General features: G+C 38.2%; 13 protein-coding genes and 2 tRNA genes. 6 read left to right on the top strand and 9 right to left on the bottom strand.

The genetic code is table 11. From position 1 onward, the window contains the following. Window positions 1–19 precede the first annotated feature (19 nt). Both ACZZZI_RS12070 and ACZZZI_RS12075 read right to left on the bottom strand, forming a co-directional pair. Window positions 20–1279, bottom strand: a complete 1260-nt coding sequence (locus ACZZZI_RS12070) for a type II toxin-antitoxin system HipA family toxin (protein WP_463489558.1) — start codon at window positions 1277–1279, stop codon at window positions 20–22. Next, window positions 1279–1569: a helix-turn-helix domain-containing protein gene (locus ACZZZI_RS12075; RefSeq protein WP_316755651.1), complete on the bottom strand. Its 291-nt coding sequence runs from the start codon at window positions 1567–1569 to the stop codon at window positions 1279–1281. The genes ACZZZI_RS12070 and ACZZZI_RS12075 overlap by 1 nt, the downstream gene beginning before the upstream one ends. A gap of 749 nt (window positions 1570–2318) precedes the next feature. On the opposite strand from ACZZZI_RS12075, the gene ACZZZI_RS12080 reads away from it, so the two are divergent. The 5 genes from ACZZZI_RS12080 (at window position 2319) to ACZZZI_RS12100 (ending at window position 7040) form a co-directional block, all read left to right on the top strand. Further along, window positions 2319–3161 carry a helix-turn-helix domain-containing protein gene (locus tag ACZZZI_RS12080; protein ID WP_463489559.1) on the top strand — a complete coding sequence of 281 codons (843 nt, stop codon included), beginning with the start codon at window positions 2319–2321 and terminating at the stop codon, window positions 3159–3161. Between the two features lie 56 nt (window positions 3162–3217). Continuing rightward, the gene (locus ACZZZI_RS12085) at window positions 3218–4792 is read left to right on the top strand and encodes a S41 family peptidase (protein ID WP_463489560.1); all 1575 of its coding nucleotides are present in this window, start codon (window positions 3218–3220) and stop codon (window positions 4790–4792) included. Window positions 4793–5323: 531 nt separating this feature from the next. Further along, window positions 5324–5743, top strand: a complete 420-nt coding sequence (locus tag ACZZZI_RS12090) for a hypothetical protein (RefSeq protein ID WP_463489561.1) — start codon at window positions 5324–5326, stop codon at window positions 5741–5743. An 8-nt stretch (window positions 5744–5751) separates the two neighbouring features. Then, window positions 5752–6354: a cupin domain-containing protein gene (locus ACZZZI_RS12095; RefSeq protein ID WP_316755658.1), complete on the top strand. Its 603-nt coding sequence runs from the start codon at window positions 5752–5754 to the stop codon at window positions 6352–6354. Window positions 6355–6743: 389 nt separating this feature from the next. Next, on the top strand, window positions 6744–7040 hold the full coding sequence (locus ACZZZI_RS12100; RefSeq protein ID WP_316755660.1) for a Dabb family protein: 297 nt from the start codon (window positions 6744–6746) through the stop codon (window positions 7038–7040). Window positions 7041–7090: 50 nt separating this feature from the next. Here the strand turns inward: ACZZZI_RS12100 and ACZZZI_RS12105 are convergent, their stop codons facing one another. From ACZZZI_RS12105 to ACZZZI_RS12115, 3 genes are all read right to left on the bottom strand, one after another. Then, complete coding sequence (locus ACZZZI_RS12105) at window positions 7091–7315, bottom strand: CDGSH iron-sulfur domain-containing protein (protein ID WP_056087622.1); 225 nt, start codon at window positions 7313–7315, stop codon at window positions 7091–7093. A gap of 146 nt (window positions 7316–7461) precedes the next feature. After that, window positions 7462–8034 (bottom strand): GIN domain-containing protein, encoded by a 573-nt coding sequence (locus ACZZZI_RS12110; protein WP_463489562.1) that lies wholly within the window; start codon window positions 8032–8034, stop codon window positions 7462–7464. A 335-nt stretch (window positions 8035–8369) separates the two neighbouring features. Further along, window positions 8370–10880 (bottom strand): zinc-dependent metalloprotease, encoded by a 2511-nt coding sequence (locus ACZZZI_RS12115; RefSeq protein WP_463489563.1) that lies wholly within the window; start codon window positions 10878–10880, stop codon window positions 8370–8372. Window positions 10881–11390: 510 nt separating this feature from the next. Between ACZZZI_RS12115 and ACZZZI_RS12120 the strand changes: the two genes are divergently transcribed. Then, the gene (locus ACZZZI_RS12120; protein WP_463489564.1) at window positions 11391–11687 is read left to right on the top strand and encodes a hypothetical protein; all 297 of its coding nucleotides are present in this window, start codon (window positions 11391–11393) and stop codon (window positions 11685–11687) included. A gap of 24 nt (window positions 11688–11711) precedes the next feature. On the opposite strand, the gene ACZZZI_RS12125 is transcribed toward ACZZZI_RS12120, so the two are convergent. The 4 genes from ACZZZI_RS12125 to ACZZZI_RS12140 all read right to left on the bottom strand — a co-directional run bounded on the left by ACZZZI_RS12125 (window position 11712) and on the right by ACZZZI_RS12140 (window position 15914). After that, complete coding sequence (locus tag ACZZZI_RS12125; protein ID WP_463489565.1) at window positions 11712–12548, bottom strand: alpha/beta fold hydrolase; 837 nt, start codon at window positions 12546–12548, stop codon at window positions 11712–11714. Between the two features lie 559 nt (window positions 12549–13107). Then, window positions 13108–13179: transfer RNA gene (locus ACZZZI_RS12130), tRNA-Glu, on the bottom strand. Between the two features lie 34 nt (window positions 13180–13213). Then, window positions 13214–13286 (bottom strand) — tRNA-Met (locus ACZZZI_RS12135). Window positions 13287–13436: 150 nt separating this feature from the next. Further along, window positions 13437–15914: a mechanosensitive ion channel family protein gene (locus tag ACZZZI_RS12140; protein WP_463489566.1), complete on the bottom strand. Its 2478-nt coding sequence runs from the start codon at window positions 15912–15914 to the stop codon at window positions 13437–13439. Between the last annotated feature and the right edge of the window lie 68 nt (window positions 15915–15982).

Here is a 15982-nt window from a genome sequence, read left to right on the forward strand (position 1 = left end):
TTTATAATAATTCCTTTCGTCATCCAGTAATTGTTCTAAATGCGGGAGACATTTCTTCTCGTTCCGCCCTAGATATTCCCAGTTTAGTGGCTATCGTTCGCCAATCCTTTACAGCTATTAAAACCTCTTTAATGATTTGGTGCATTTGATTTTCTTTTAGCTGAAACAATTCGCCAACAGTTAAAGCCAAATCGAAATCCAACGCATTATTGTCCATATCAATATTAAGAGCCAATCCATTTTTATCTACTGAGGGATTGATATCGTACGCAGGCGATAACCTCCATCCATTTGCTGTCAACAAAAAGCCATGATTCCTTAAATGATCATCCGTGTTGGAGATTGCTATGTTAAATACGATTCTTCTCCACAATTGATGCAGGTCTTCTTCTATGTTCGATCCATAACGCTGTATAAAATCTGCTATCTCAAGATAACTAGGAGTAGCGTCCCTAATGCTATCCTCACTATTTTTTGTCATAGTCATAGCCGAAGCAAAATGAATACGCTCACCCATATCCCGATCAAACCGCCTGGATAAGAATGTACGATAGGGTCCTTTTACCTTTTCAAGTGTACAAACTGGCATATTGATTCCAGCCTTGGTCGCCAGTTCATAAGCTAAGTATTCCCATGCAGCCTTATCAATTATATCAGCTTTTGAGGGAAACTTTGCAATACACAAATGACCATCCAAATTAATAACATTTGCTTTTGGCCTTGCTCCACCCAGCGACGACCCTGGCGCAAAAAGCATTGGAATCCAATCACTACCATTTTTCCCTTCCTCATCTTCTTCATAAGCTTTGACGCTTGCCTGTAGCTCCCGAAGATGAGTAATTGGTGGAGTAGGATTATTCTTGTTATCATCAAGAAAAGATCCGTTGGGATCTAGCTTGAACCTCAATGCTCCCATCCTGGAAGTATCATGAACGCCCAGCAAAAAATCAATTTCGTATAGTTTCGGTGTCGCGTCCCCTTTGGCAAAAGCAGTTTGTGCAGCACGACGCAACATAAGCTTTCGTCCCCAGGTATCCGGCATTGAATCCATAAATATACCAAAATTGTCTTTTTTGTCAGGGTATTGGGTTCCTGAATATAAACCGATTTCAGGATCAAGCAAAAACAACTGATCAGACTTTAGCCAACCCCGGTCGTATTCAAATCCAAATATCCTATGTCCTTTACTCTGCTGAGCAGAAATCACCCCTATGCACCGTGGGGCATCCATGCCTTTCCAGTGAGCATATACCCATATATCAGTCTTTGTTGCTGCCATTACTTTAACAAATCTAAGTCTTGAAGTTTTCTCCCAAGTTCATCATCTACTGCCAGTTTAAGGAAATCTTCATGCAGATTCAGTGCCTTAAGTACATTGAAATATGCCCCCATAGACACTCCGGGATCCCCCCGTTCTATTTTACGAAGAGTAGCCCTTTCAATAGCAGCGCGTTCTGCAAGTTGAATTGCAGTTAATTTTCTGCGCTTCCTGGCAAGCGTGATATTTTCGCCTAATTGATCCCAAATCATTTTATATTTTGGAAATACAACAACCTTCTTCGATCTCATAATGAGTATAATTATACCCAAATATAGTAATAATGGAGATATTAACACTCATTTATACCCTTATATCACACGATTTCTACAAATGAAGATTGATAAAAAATTAAAAATGGATAACATTATACTTAATAATTACGTAAATGAGTATTACCCATTAATAATTATTTCACTTTTGCCTAAAGAGCTTTATAAATCCCATAGTATTCCAGATCGAGCATGCGTGTGGTCCATGGATTGGCGTGCATTGATTTCATATTCAATGAATTTTGATAGTTCTTGTAAACTGGTAACCAAAGTATTCTCTTCAGATATTTCCAATTTGAGTTTTTCACTCATGGGAGTATTTGTTGTAAACGCATAGGATATTAAGCATGAAATCTCAAAGATCATTTTCTCAAGCTGGCAACTGGATGATGAATTTGGTAGAAAACTGCAAGAGATAAAACTCTTAGTCGGTTTAAAAGATACAGGCAAATAAAAACCAAGTAGTTCATTAAATATTGCTAAGGCAATAATAAATCGTCAATTGTGACTTGGTTTCTTAGCTTGGTCTTAGAATAAATTCCTCTATGTACATTTAACAGCATGAGATGTAAAGTAAAATTCAAACTGGTAAGCTGAAGAAATATTATATATGAAACGCGTCCTCAGTGAACCTCTTTCAACATTCAAAGAATATAAGTGATGAAAAGTTAAATGATCATGTTATTTTTGATTGATTTTGTTTCATCAATCAATTGCCCGTTTAAATAATGGATTCTATAATTATCAAACCCAGGAATGAATTGCTGAAAAAATATGTTCAATATTTTTTATTCTTCCGGAAATCAGATTCGGGGCTCTTGAGTTATTCTACCTTTCCAAATAACAACCTTTGCCTTGCTATTTATAAAGAAAATACAATCGATTATACGAGCAATTCAAAATCAAACCATTGCATTGTTACAGAGGGCACAGCCAGTTTCAAGAGTAGATTGTTCGGTTTTCATAAGATGCCTTTTCATGTCGATGTTCGCTCAGCTTTGGATCAGATTTGTATTTTATTTGAGCCGGCTGCTTTGAGTGCTTTTACAAGTGAATCTTATCAGGATTTGTTAAGCGCAGATCATGTATTCGATATATTCGGAGGTGATAGTCATTTTTTACTGGAGGAAATATTTGATGAGGAAGATCTTTTTAAACGAGTGGAGAAATTGGAGCATATCCTATTGGCAAACCTAACGGGCAGCCAGCCTGAAAAACTGAAAGAAGCCTTAGATCTCATTGCAAAGGGTAGTGAGTACCTAACCATTGAAACGCTTGCTAAAAAACTCGGAATGAGCCCGCCCACATTATTTCGCTTGTTCAAATATAATGTTGGGCTGAATCCTAAATCCTACATCAACACCAATCGCTTCAGAATTATTTTGAACGAAATTCTTCAGAGGCAATCTGCCTTAACAAGTGTTGCACATGCAAACCTTTACTATGATCAAGCCCACTTTATAAGGGATTTTAAAGCATTTTCGGGCTACTCCCCAAAACAACTTTTGAATAAAATTTCCATTGAACAGAACGATCTGGCCTGGATTTACAACAATAAAAATCATCGCTGAACGATTTTTACAATTTTGAGAAATTCCTCTTGAGTTTCTTTGTAAAAAATTTATAGATGAAATACCTCGTTTTAATCCTTATCTCTCTTCTTTTAGCTGACTGCCATCTTGCCAAAGCCCAGGTCAATAGTAAAGAAGATTTGCCAAAAATATCTTATCCTGAAATGCTGAGTGAGCATGATTCGCTTGTATCCTATATCAAGCAAACAAGCCCCGTCATCTATTACAACAAGGAAGTACGGCATATTGACTTCAGTCAATATGCCAGAGAGCTCAAAAAAAAGATCACCCCCAAAACTACCATGGGTGAATATCTGCAGATTATTAAAAAAACACTAAACGTTGCACAGGATGGCCATACCAGTCAGCTAAACTCTACTTTACTCGATATCGTAAAAAAATACTGGATACCAGCTAAGCTGGTGTCATTTGACAGCGCAAGTACCGTAAACATGTATGAATATGTCAAATATTTAAAGGAGGCTTATTACGCTAAACCAGAACTCAATTTAACCTATACATCAGGAGAATATTACAACTTGTTTGCCTTTAGTTATAAGGGGAAAAGTTATCCATCAGGTATGAAGCTTCTGAGTTGCAACGGTAAAAATATTCATGATTTTGTGAAAACCCTCACCGCACTTGTTTCCCCTTTACGTTGGGATAGAGTGAGAAACAGGGTATATGATGAGAACTTTTACTGGCCGGCAGAAATTTATAAAAATGGTATGCTTAGACTTGTTTTTGCTGATAAAAATGAAAACAGGCATCAATTAAATATCGGCAAACAGGATACGGTTACCTACCACACCAAGAAAAAGAACGAGTATGGCTATTTCAGCCAAACAGACACTGTAATAACACACTATTTTGAGAAAGCAGGTGTATTTTATGCCAAAATCCCTGCGATGCGGGAAGAGTTAGGAGATACTATTAAACGCCGGATGGTGGCAGCTTTCTATCGCCACAAGGTGAAAAGTATAGTGATCGATATCAGGGGAAATGGTGGAGGGAGCGATAACACATATAGCAAATTCCTGAGTAAAATTGTTCAGGATACCTTGAAAAAAAAGGTGGTAGTGGCCAGGAATTTTAGCCCTTATATTCAGGCACATTATCATATCAACAAAGATTCTGTTTCCAAGAGCGCTACTTACACTTTTGATCCCGGCGTACCCACATTAAAATCGGGGAACATGTACTTCATCAGACAGGATTTTGATTTTGTTGTGCCAGACAGTGTAACCTTACCCTTTGATGGAAAAATATACGTGCTTCAGGACAAATTTATTTATTCATCGGCCAGCAACCTCTCTAGTCTTGCAAAGAATAGTGAGCAGCTAGTGAGCATTGGCGAAACGCCGGATTTGCTCGGTGGGCTTCAGGCGAGTACATTGATGATCATGCTGCCTTACAGCAAATTCATCTTTAGGGTAGAGCCTCAGATTGATCTGACAGACATCAAAAGAGTGGATGATATTTTTCAGAATCATGTGGAATATCCGGTGCAATATACCATTGAGCATTTGTATTTACGGACAACGACCAAAGAGGATATTTATGGAAAAGATTTTCTTCAAAAGCATGATCCCATGTTTGCAAAAGTATTGGAACTAGAGCAAAAAAAATAATAACCAGATTCCTATCAACGCGCTATTGGTGATAGAGAATATCCTTAAAGGTTTCAAAAATACTGATTGCGGTCCTCCTAATTGATATTTCGACAGATTTTGATACTAAAGCAAGTATTGCGACAAGAAATGAATTTATTGCGACAGGTATAAACAATTTTTGTCGCAATAAAACAAATTGCGATAAGTAGCGCTAAAGATAAGCCGAAGCTTTGCTATGTTTGCATAAAGCGTTTGATAATTGCCCTAGATCTCTCATACCTCTTACGTTTTCCTTTGTTTGTATTAGGCTTATAACTGCATCCCTTAGCATATAGGATGTACCCTGATTGGACTATAACCGAAGCTCCCTTTGCATATCGGGTATTCATCTGGAAGGCAATGAAATTCAGGTGAAATTTATTTATTGTAAATTTTTTAGTATTTGTACGATGGTAACTAAGTATTTTTCTTTAATTCCTTTAGGTGTGTAAATGTTTGCATAAAACAGCCATTAATCAGCTATTTGCGTATATTTAAAGAAAAAACCAAATGCCCCGTTACAATACGCTCTGTGAGGAAGATATCAGAACGCTCATGCTTTTAAAGGACGATAGTTTCCATAAAGCCCTCTATGAGAGTTATTGCTCCCCAGTTTATGGGCAGTTTTCAGTCTTTTGCAGGGATCGGGCCAAGGCATACGAATTAACAGGAAAGGTATTTGAAATTGCCAGGACAGAAATGGAAAACGGCATGCCCATCAAAAGAAGGCTGCTGATTTGGCTGATGAACATCGCAAGAAAAGTCTCAAGAGAATATCTTTTGGACTACTCGGTCAAAAAAAGCGAAAACAACAGGTGTATCAAAAGACTTGTGCTTACAGAAGGCTTTAGCCCAGGGGAGGCCGCCAAGATATTGGACATAAGCAACCATGAGGCGGTCATAAGACTAAGGCAAAAACTAAAAGAATAATACAGCAGATGGAGTTAAAAGATTTTATAAATAACGGTATGCTTGAACTTTATCTGATTGGTTTATTGAGCCCTGAGGAGGTTTCTTTAGTTGAGCGCATGCGTAGCCAATATCCCGAAATTAATTCAGAGCTAGCAAAAATTGAAGACTTTATTGAAAAAGATGCCGTGCGAAATGCGGTATCCCCACTTGAGCAAATCGATAAAAAAATGGAGCTTATTTTTGAAGGTCTTGAGGCGGAACAAAATATGCAGTTATCGCTGTTGCCGCTCATCAGTGCTTTCTCCAATTCAGATTACTGGCTGAAACTGGTATCACCATTACTGCCAAAGATCCATTCTGGAGAGCGATTCGAAAAGCTTTTGCGTCACGGGAACGGCGTAATGCAGGTTCTGGTTCGTTCCTCAAGCGACATCGAGGAAGAAATACATGACCACCTGGATGAGAGCTTCCTAATCTTGGAGGGAACTTGCATCTGCAGGATTGGCAACTCCTCCTTTAACATGGGACCAGGTGATTTTATGCAGATTCCACTGTATCAGCCGCATACTGTAAGCATTACATCCGCTTCAGTCACCGCCATCTTGCAGCACGTTGAATGCGCGGGATGAACTTAAACAACAACGGCTTATAAATTCAGCCCCAGAATTTATTTGCATAAATGATTCGGCGCAAGAGGAAGAGCATTTGTCTGTTAAATCCTATCCCATACCCTACAAAATCCTTTATTGACTAATTGAACTTGAAGATTTTTTCCACTTTCTTCTTCAAAGGGCTCAATGCTGAATATCCGGTAAACTGTAGCGGCCTACCGACCTTGCAGCTGATGAATATTTTGTCAAATAATAAACCTGTAAAGTCACTCTGTTTGAGCAAAGCTGCAATTGTTAGCCTTAGACTACAGTTAAGCCTAGTTTTAGTGTGCGTGGTATATACAGAAATATTAAATTTGATTTACCTATCAATGCTTAATCTTTATATTTGACGAAAAATAAAGAAAATGATAGCACATCACGTATTGTTCTGGTTAAAAACCGATATTTCTTCAGAGCAAAAAACTGCTTTTCGCAAAGCACTGGAAACATTAGAAAATATCGAAGTTGTAAAAACTTTTCATGTTGGTACGCCAGCAGCAATTGAGCGTGCTGTGGTTGATATCACCTATACATTCAGTTTAATTTTGTTCTTTGAGGATATGGCTGCACATGATCTTTATCAGGTACACCCATTGCACAAAGCATTTTTGGATGAGTTTAGAGTGTACTTTGAGCGCGTTGTTATTTATGATGCTGAATAAATTAATTCTAAAACAGAAAAACCTGCATTAAGCAGGTTTTTCTGTTTGTATTAAACTTTTTTTGGAGGCAAATCAAAGGCAATGGCTTCATGTTCGAAGTGACCATTATGAGCCCCATCACAAAATGGTTTATTTTTAGATAGTCCACATCTGCAAATGGATAATACCGTTCTGCCTTGTAATCCGTATTCGTTGCCATTTCTATCCACGATTTCGAAATCGCCCTCTATCTTTACCGACCCGTTATTGTTAATTGTAAGTTTTGTTTTCGACATAAATATGTTTTGTTAGTATGGCAAAGCTAAAACTTTGTTTGCTGCCAAATAAATATGTTTATTATTTAGAAACATTCTCCAATTATTTAATGCTGGTGAAGAGGAAAATTTGATGGACAAACAAGGTAATATTAATGTCTGTAAGGTTAGTCGGCATTTTGTGTATTGTTGCTCATTTTTTGGGAAAGGAAATTATTGGTTACAAGTTTTGACGCACCATTGGAAAGAAGTGTAAAGCTTTTTGCATTTCCTTCAAGCTTCAGCATAGAATGATCTGAAATTTCGGTGTATAAACCCTCTGCATTTACGTTCAGGTCTGCCCAGGCATTATCCTTCATGATGATTTGTAGATACTTGATATTTATTGCACCCTCACAGCGAATTACTGCCTGGTTATGGGCCTCAATTCTATAAATATCGTTTGTGTAAACTACAATTTTTGATTTTAGCCGATCATTGCCAACAATGTGCAGTACCCTGTCTTTTTGAATTACTTTTGCTACTCCCTCATTATCATGCGAGAAATGTATATCTATTTTTGGACTCCAAACCAATAACACTTCTACGTTACCCGTTACAACAATCTTATTAAAGGCTGCGATTTTGCTTGGTCTAACTGTTTTTGCTTTTAGTGCGTAAGTTGCTCCGGGATTTACCAGTGCAACACATAAGATTATACTCAGAATGAGAATGATGTTCGTTTTTAAGAATGCTTTCATTTTAACTTCTTTTAAATTGTTTTTGATTTATTACTTCGTTAAGTATGCTTAACATCATTGCAATTGCGAAGCTTGTGCCAAATGATTTTATCTTAGTTAACTGCCTGTTAATGGGTGTTTTGGTTGTTGTGTTTATGTTCGGTTTCGAACAGTTCTGTGCGTAAGTGAACAAGGCTTTATGGTTTGCCAGTTTTTATCCGAACGAGAGCTGCGGGGCCAGCGAGATAAAGTAAAACCCCAATAAATATTAATTTATTGGGGTTAAAAATTTATGGTGAATGATATTATAAATTAAGTGAGTTATCCAAATTATGTAGCTCACCCAGCTGTATATGCTATTTCCAGTCTTCTGTAAAATCCATTCCACCCATTCCAATAGGCGCACCTGGAGGCATTACTTGCGCTGGTGCAGGTTGAAATTTAACTGGAGATTCTTCAAATTCCTTTATCTGAGATAAACCAAATAAAATATTTGCTTTTTGTTTAGCTTCGGCTTCTTTTAGTCTGCTATTCATCCACGATTTTAATTCGTTAATTTCCAATAATGCCTCTCCCCGAACGCTTTCAGCGGCTTTATCGTTGGCGGCAAGTTGTAGTAAATATTTTAGCGTTAGGTTATTTACCATAACCTGCAGTTGGCCTTTATATCCTTTTACTGGTTCTGCTTTCCAGGTTTTGGCAATCAGTTTTTCGATAACGGCCATTAAGCCTGGTTGCTCCGCATCACGCGAATTATATTCGACCAGGCGGGATGCTCTTTCAGGGTTTAAAAGTGAAGAAATTGTTTCGTTAGCTGCTGCCTCAGCAGTAGCAATCGGGTCGAAAGTTGGGCCCGTATAGCCGCTAAAGGTTTCTGCCGATGCTGGATAGCCAGAAGGACGTGGTGGTATTTTTTGTATTAGGCTTTCTGGTAAAGCCAGGGCATCAGGGCTAATGGTTGCGACCAATGCATCAAATGCAGCCCACTGCTGAGCAGGATCGACCATCTTGGTGGGTTTCTGGCCATCGTTTTTAACGGCATGGGTAAAATATAAACCGCCTATATTTTTGGCAACCGCTTCAATTTCGTAACGGTGTAATAAGTAAATGGGTACCAATACTTCTTCAATGGTCGACATTGGCGCATCCTTTACAATTGCTTTCTCCGAGAAGGTATCTAAAACCTGTCTGCGGATTTTCATTAACCTGTTAAGCTCTGAGATGGTATTTTCGCCATCTTCCCATTGATTTGCATTCGGATGTGTGTATCCCCCAATATCTGGAATGTATTGAAAGCCTTGTTTTAAAGTTTCATTCATGATTTTATCGAGTTCAGCATTTTCATCTGCGCCTTTTGGAAAATCGCTATAGCCCCACATTATGGCTCTTTTATCCCAGCTTCCGATTCCTTTTGCATAAGCATCAGATAGATCGATACTCCCGTCCGCTTTTTGCTTAATGCGAGGGAAAGGATAATCCATCACGGAGGCGCGTTCTTTAGGGCTTGCGGCAAAATTATGATTTAAACCAAGGGTATGACCAATTTCGTGGGCTGATAACTGTCTGATGCGGGAAAGTGCCATTTCTTCCATAACCTTACTTACTGGTTTCCCATCGGTGTAAGGTTGCAATAAACCCTCTGCAATCAGGTAATCCTGACGATGGCGATCGGAGCCCAATGTAACTACACCTTTAATAATTTCTCCAGTACGCGGATCGCTATAAGATGAACCATAAGAGAAGGCTCTCGGGCTACCAGCACGTGTAATCCAGTTTACTACATTATAACGAATATCCATAGGATCGGCACCTTCTGGCAATTCTTTTACCTGAAAGGCATTTTTGTAACCCGCGGCCTGGAAAGCTTCGTTCCAGAAAGCACCACCTTCTATAAGGGCTTTTTTAATTGGCGCAGGTGCACCGCGGTCGATGTAGTAAACAATTGGTTCTACTGCCTCGCTTAGTTTTGCATTAGGATCTTTTTTCTCCAGGCGATGTCTTCGTGTAAAGCGCTTAACCAACGGTTCGTTCATCGGCGCCGAAAAATCAGTATAACTAAATAATTGATAGCTAGATCGGGGATCGAACTTGCGTTGTTTGAAATTTCCATCAGGCAATTCAACAAAAGATTGATGCATTCTAACGGTAACCGCATTTGCATCGGGCGCAATATTGCCTCTGCCACTTGGTGCACCACCTGTGAAAGTCAACATCGCTTCAAATTCTGTATTTTTTGGGAAGTTGCGTGTGTTTGGCAGGTAAACTGCAGAGCGGGTTTCGTCTACCCGATAGGTTGTACCACCAGCTGCCGCCCCTCTGCCGCCTGCGCCACCCGAAGAGGCAGGAGCGCCAATAGTTCCGCCAATATTCTGGCTATCCCTAATGATAAAAGGAGTTAGGTCTATTAAAATCTTGTCGCCTTCTATCGCCACGGGCGCAAAGCCCCATATTACAGATTTGGCAAATGAACCCTCAACGGTTTTTATTTCATCGGGATTGTTATTTCCTGCACGGTACGCAAGATTAGGTTCTAATAAAAATACTTTGGGGCCAACTTTAATGAAGCGGGCAACATTGGTAGAAGCACCGCCACGTTCGGCGTTTCGGCCTGCACCATCGGTTAACGAACTGAAATAAAGAAAATCTTTATCGAATGTACTGATCTCTAAAAATACCTTTCCAGTTTTTTCATCATAATAAAAATTGAAATAACCTTCGTTCTTTTTAAAATCTTTGGTAAAAGCAGAAATGCTTGCAGCGGGGGCTGTATTTTGCGGACGGCTATTGGCAGGCGTAGTTTGCGCCTGTAACGCATCGGGTATGGATAAAACAGCAACAATAGCCAAAGCGTAAAATTTTTTAATCATAAAGGATAGTTTTGAGGTTTGAGGTTTTTGGAATAGTATCAATAATAGAGTTAGAGACCTAATACTGATATGCTAAAACAAATATAATTTAAACCATGATTAACAATTACTTAGCCAGGTAACTTTTTGATGGTATAAATTTTTTTAATTGAAAAAGCTAATTTTTTAAGGATGATGTAGCGATAGGCGTAATCCATTCGTTTTAATAATATAAACAATTAAACTATGCGCTATCTACCTATTTTACTGATCATATTATTATCATTCGGTTGCTCAAAAGACTCGATTAATCCAAAGGATGGACAAATTGTGGAGCTATTTGTAGATCACTAAGCTGAAACAAGCAATCAGAGGATATCTTTACTGCCTGGGAAGGAATTAATTACCACATATTTAGAAGGATTTGATGAACGGGAATTGGGATACACTTATAAAGTTAGAGCGAGAACATTTTATCCTAAAGTACCACCTCAGGATGGGCCTAATAACTGGTTTATATTTGAAAAGGTTTTGAGCAAAGAAATATATAATAGCACAGAACCTTTTAATATCTCGTTAAAATATAATGGTTTGTTTGGAAGTGGTATTGCGTTTGCTTTTAGAAATCAGGTTTTTGAGTATGGTAACTATACGTTGAGGCCTGAGAATGACGCAGTGAAAAAGCAATTGGAAGAGGTGTTACTGCTACGCTCTAAGCTTGAAAGTGATTATCAGTATGCAATAAAGGTAATAATCAATGCTGAAGTAATACATGACCCAAGCAACAGAAGCAAAGGTTATATTGTTAAAAGCGTTGCTGTGCAATAGTATTTATTTGATGGGCTTAAAATTTTAACGCTTTAGAAAATCTGTAATCAGGATGGCTGTTGCCTCGGGTATTTTACTACCACTTTCAGTACTGCATATTTCTCCTATAAATGAGCCATGAGTGCCTGGTAAAACAACTAATTGCGCATCAGGAATAAGTTTAGCCATTTGCACGCTGTGTTCAAGTGTAACCACATCATGCTGGGCAACGATAAGTAAAGTTTTAGCCGCTATTGAACGGAGGCTCTCATCAGCATAATCTTTAAAATTCAACATTCGGTTTTTATCCTTTTCAAACATGTTCTGTAGTTTTTTTTGATCGGGTGTTACTTTTAAGAAGGCTGTTTTTAAAGGTTTGGGCATATTATCTAAGGTTGCCTGTTGCATACCTTCAAAAAAGCCTGGTAACAAGCCGTCGCGTTTATAATTGGCAGAAATGACGACTATTTTATTAACAATTTCAGGATGTCTGATTGCAATTTGCATGGTGGTAGTTCCGCCGTTGCTAAAGCCCAGAATATTTGCTTGTTTTATTTTGAGGTGTTTTAATAAAGCTGCCACATCATTTGCATCTTGTTCAAAGGATTCTGCGGCATCTCTATCGCTTGTTCTGCCATGAGCCTGAAGTTCTACCGCAATTATTTTTCCGTATTTTGAAAGTAATGGAATCAAGTTGCCAAAAGAGGTTTCGATGGTGGAGCCCCCGCCATGAATTAAAACCAGCGGCGTACTGCCTGATCCATAAGTTTCGTAGTACATACTTAACCCGTTTATTGGGGCATAACCTGATTTTTTTATGCTATTATTTTGTGCACAGCTCATATGGTTAACCGATAAGAGCAGCATAGATTGTATTAACATAAAAATAAGTATTTTAGTGAAGGACATATTGCCAGGGTTTACACAAAAATAGATAAGAATCGCTTTTGTTTTACGGTTAGGATAAGACAAAGTTAAGGTTCGAATAAGACACAATTTAATAATTGTAACATTATCGTATTTTTAATATCTTACTAATGAGGGGATTATTATGTTAGAAATTTTTTTAGAATTTTTTTTCGGATTATTAAGCGTTTCAGGAGCTAAAAAAACAGGCGTAAAATTTAGGCCTGTTTATGTGATCGCTATTACAGTTTGGCTTGGCGTTTTGTTTACACTAACGCTAATGTTTGGTTAGAAAAAATGATTTTTGAGAAGTTATTGTGCTTACAAACTGTTATAAGTTAACCAACCCGGATTGATAAGTCATCACTGTACTTAAGCCAAGTTTCTTTCTTATTCTTTATTTTCTGCTTCCTACATCTCCTCGAGATGAGCGTCTGAAGTATGCGATTTCTTTTGTGTTAAAATCTGGTTTTGATATTGCATCTAGTAAAAGGAATGCGAAATAAAAAAGCCGCTTCTTTTGGAAGCGGCTTCGTAGCCCGTAGGGGAATCGAACCCCTGTTTCCAGAATGAAAATCTGGCGTCCTCACCCCTAGACGAACGGGCCATTAAATTTAAGAGTGTCTCTCAACTCTTTTTTGTAGCGGGGACACGACTCGAACGTGCGACCTTCGGGTTATGAGCCCGACGAGCTACCAACTGCTCCACCCCGCACTCTATATCTTCAAAAGATTCTTCGTTTGAAGGAGTGCAAAGGTAAGATTTGTTTTCATACTTGCAAAACTTAGAAAAGAATTTCTTTCAATATTTTTTGTATAGTGCTTTTTTGTATTGATTATGAGTTCATTATAAAAGATAGATTTTTTATTTACGCGTATCAAAATCCTCATTTTTATAGATGGTTATATCTTGTTGCGGATAAGGGATTTTTATGTCAGCGCTTTTAAACGCATCATTAATTGCAATAATTAATTCACTTTTTGTTTGGGTGGCTTCTCTGAAATGTTTTGTCCAGAAGAATACTTTTATATCTATTGAGCTGTTTCCAAATTGTTCGTAGTTAACACTTGGGGGAGGTGTTTTGATAACATTTGGATTTCCATCGAGTGTTTGCGTTAGTATTTCTTTAACTTTTTCGAGATTAGAATCGTAAGCTACACCAATTGAAAGGAGTGTTCGCCGTTTGCTTCCGCCCATCGACCAGTTAATTAGGTGAGAGTTTAATAAGTCCCCATTAGGCATAATTACGTCCGCGCCATCCCAGGTTGAAATCACGCTGCTGCGAAATCCGATGGATTTCATTGTTCCGCCCTGTCCGTCGATTTCTATAATATCGCCCACATTTACAGGTTTCTCGAAGGCGATAATAAGTCCGCTTACCAAGTTATTTACCAAAGCCTGTAAGCCAAAACCAATACCAACACCTAATGCACCCAATACAATTGTTATTCGATCTACAGGAATGCCTGCGGCAGCTACTGCAAGAAAAAGCCCGAGACTTAATATTCCTATGCGGATTAACAACAACCAGCTGCCAACACTTTGAAGTGCATTTTTGCTTTTATCATCCTGAACCTGGTGTTTATCTGATGCGAAAAATGAAACAATTTTAGAGGTTGCAACCGAGATGCCCATAATTAAAATAAAGAGCAATAAGCTGTTAATGGTAAAAGAGTAATCACCTATTGTTCTTTCTCTTGCAAAGAAATCTCTAAAAGGGGCCGATGCATATTCAAAACCTGCAAAGTTCCTTCCGAAAAGAATAATCCACCCGAAAATTAATAATAGGTAAAAAGCTACGGGTACCTTTTTGCCAACTTTTTCGAAGTTTAGGTAGAAAAGCTTAGGATCTTGTTTGGTATAAACATTAAAGGCTAAAAATAACCCTTCGTTAATTAATCTGATGGTCCAAAGAAATAGAATGGCAACCACTACATCGAGAAAACCGCTGATAAGTAAAGCTTTGGAAAGGTTATAGCGGCCAAATATATTGGTGATTGATGAAGCAAGTTCGAGAAAAACCATAAGCCCAATTGCAATGAGGATTAGTTTTTCTCTCAATTCTTCTTTTCGGCCTTTTAATAAAACCATTAAACCAACAATACTTCCTGTTAATGATAAGGCAAGCATTAACCAGCGCTCGGTACGCGATGCCTGAAGAATTAAATTATCGAGTGCAGAAATGATAAAAAATACAGCCATAAGCAACCATACATTCATCCAGTATTTGGTGATAAAACCTCTGAATATCATGGTTAAGCTTAATGAACTGATTAGCCAGAAGATAACGCTTAAAATAAAAGGCGGTGAGAAAAACATGAACTGGAACAAGCTGACGCTGATCAGTAAAGCCGACCAAAATGGATAACGTAATACCCTTTGCCCTTCATAATTATCAGTTGTTAGTTTATTGGCTTCATAAATGCTTTTTAAAGAGCGCAGGTAAATAAATGCGGCAGAAATGATAAGAAGTAATATTGCTAATTTCCCGATGTTATTTTGCAGATAAAATACAAGTGTTAGTAAGCCTTTTGCCTGCGCCTGATTTAGAATTTCGCTAAACGGACGATAAAATGCAACCTTTCCCCAAATGTTGTCGAAATCTCTATAGAAAGTATTGCGGGCTATGTCCTGTTTGTATCTTTCTATTTCTTCCAGACCTGTTTCTATTTTAAAAACCTGCAAATTAACCTGGTTAAGCATGCCTTGTATGCTGTTATTCTCTTTCTTTAGTGAGCTGTCGACTGGGTTTACTTCATAAGCGGCAACAACGAGCTGCCCCATAAATTTTGATAGGGTAGCGGAGTCAGAAGAAAATTTAAATAGATCTCGCTGGCTAAGCAGCGAGTCGAGGTCGTATCTAAAGCGATTAACCTCGCTTTGATAGAGGTCTAATTTGGCTTTGCTTGCATTAGCCTTGTTTAATAATTCGGTTAAAATTTTTGAGGTTGTAGTTAGATTCCGAAAGGTTTGAGAGCTGCCTTTGTTGGTTAATACACCATCTTTTGCAATTGTGAAGTCCTCGTTTAAACTTATCAGCTTTGCTTTTGTGCCTAATGTATCTACACCATTTTTTAAGAAGCTTTTGGCTTTTTGTATCTTTTTCTTAATCTCCTCCAAAATCCTATTCTGGGCAATTGCAGCTTTATCGCCTTCGAAATCATCAATGCTGCTCTTTGCCGATTTTTCAGCAAACTGCTGCATTCTGGCAACAAAGCTCAGCTTGGTTTTGAGTTTTGAAGAATCAGAAGGTAATGAATCTTTTGTTTGTCCAAAAGTTCCTGCTACGGAAACCAAAATTAAGGCTTGAATTAGAATATAGCGTAAAGTTTTAAAACTCATTGGGCGTAGTAGGAAGATTATTTCTGATCTGATTTTGTAAAATTATGCTGATGGATATCTGTCATCAG

The organism is Pedobacter sp. AC190 (assembly GCF_979258025.1).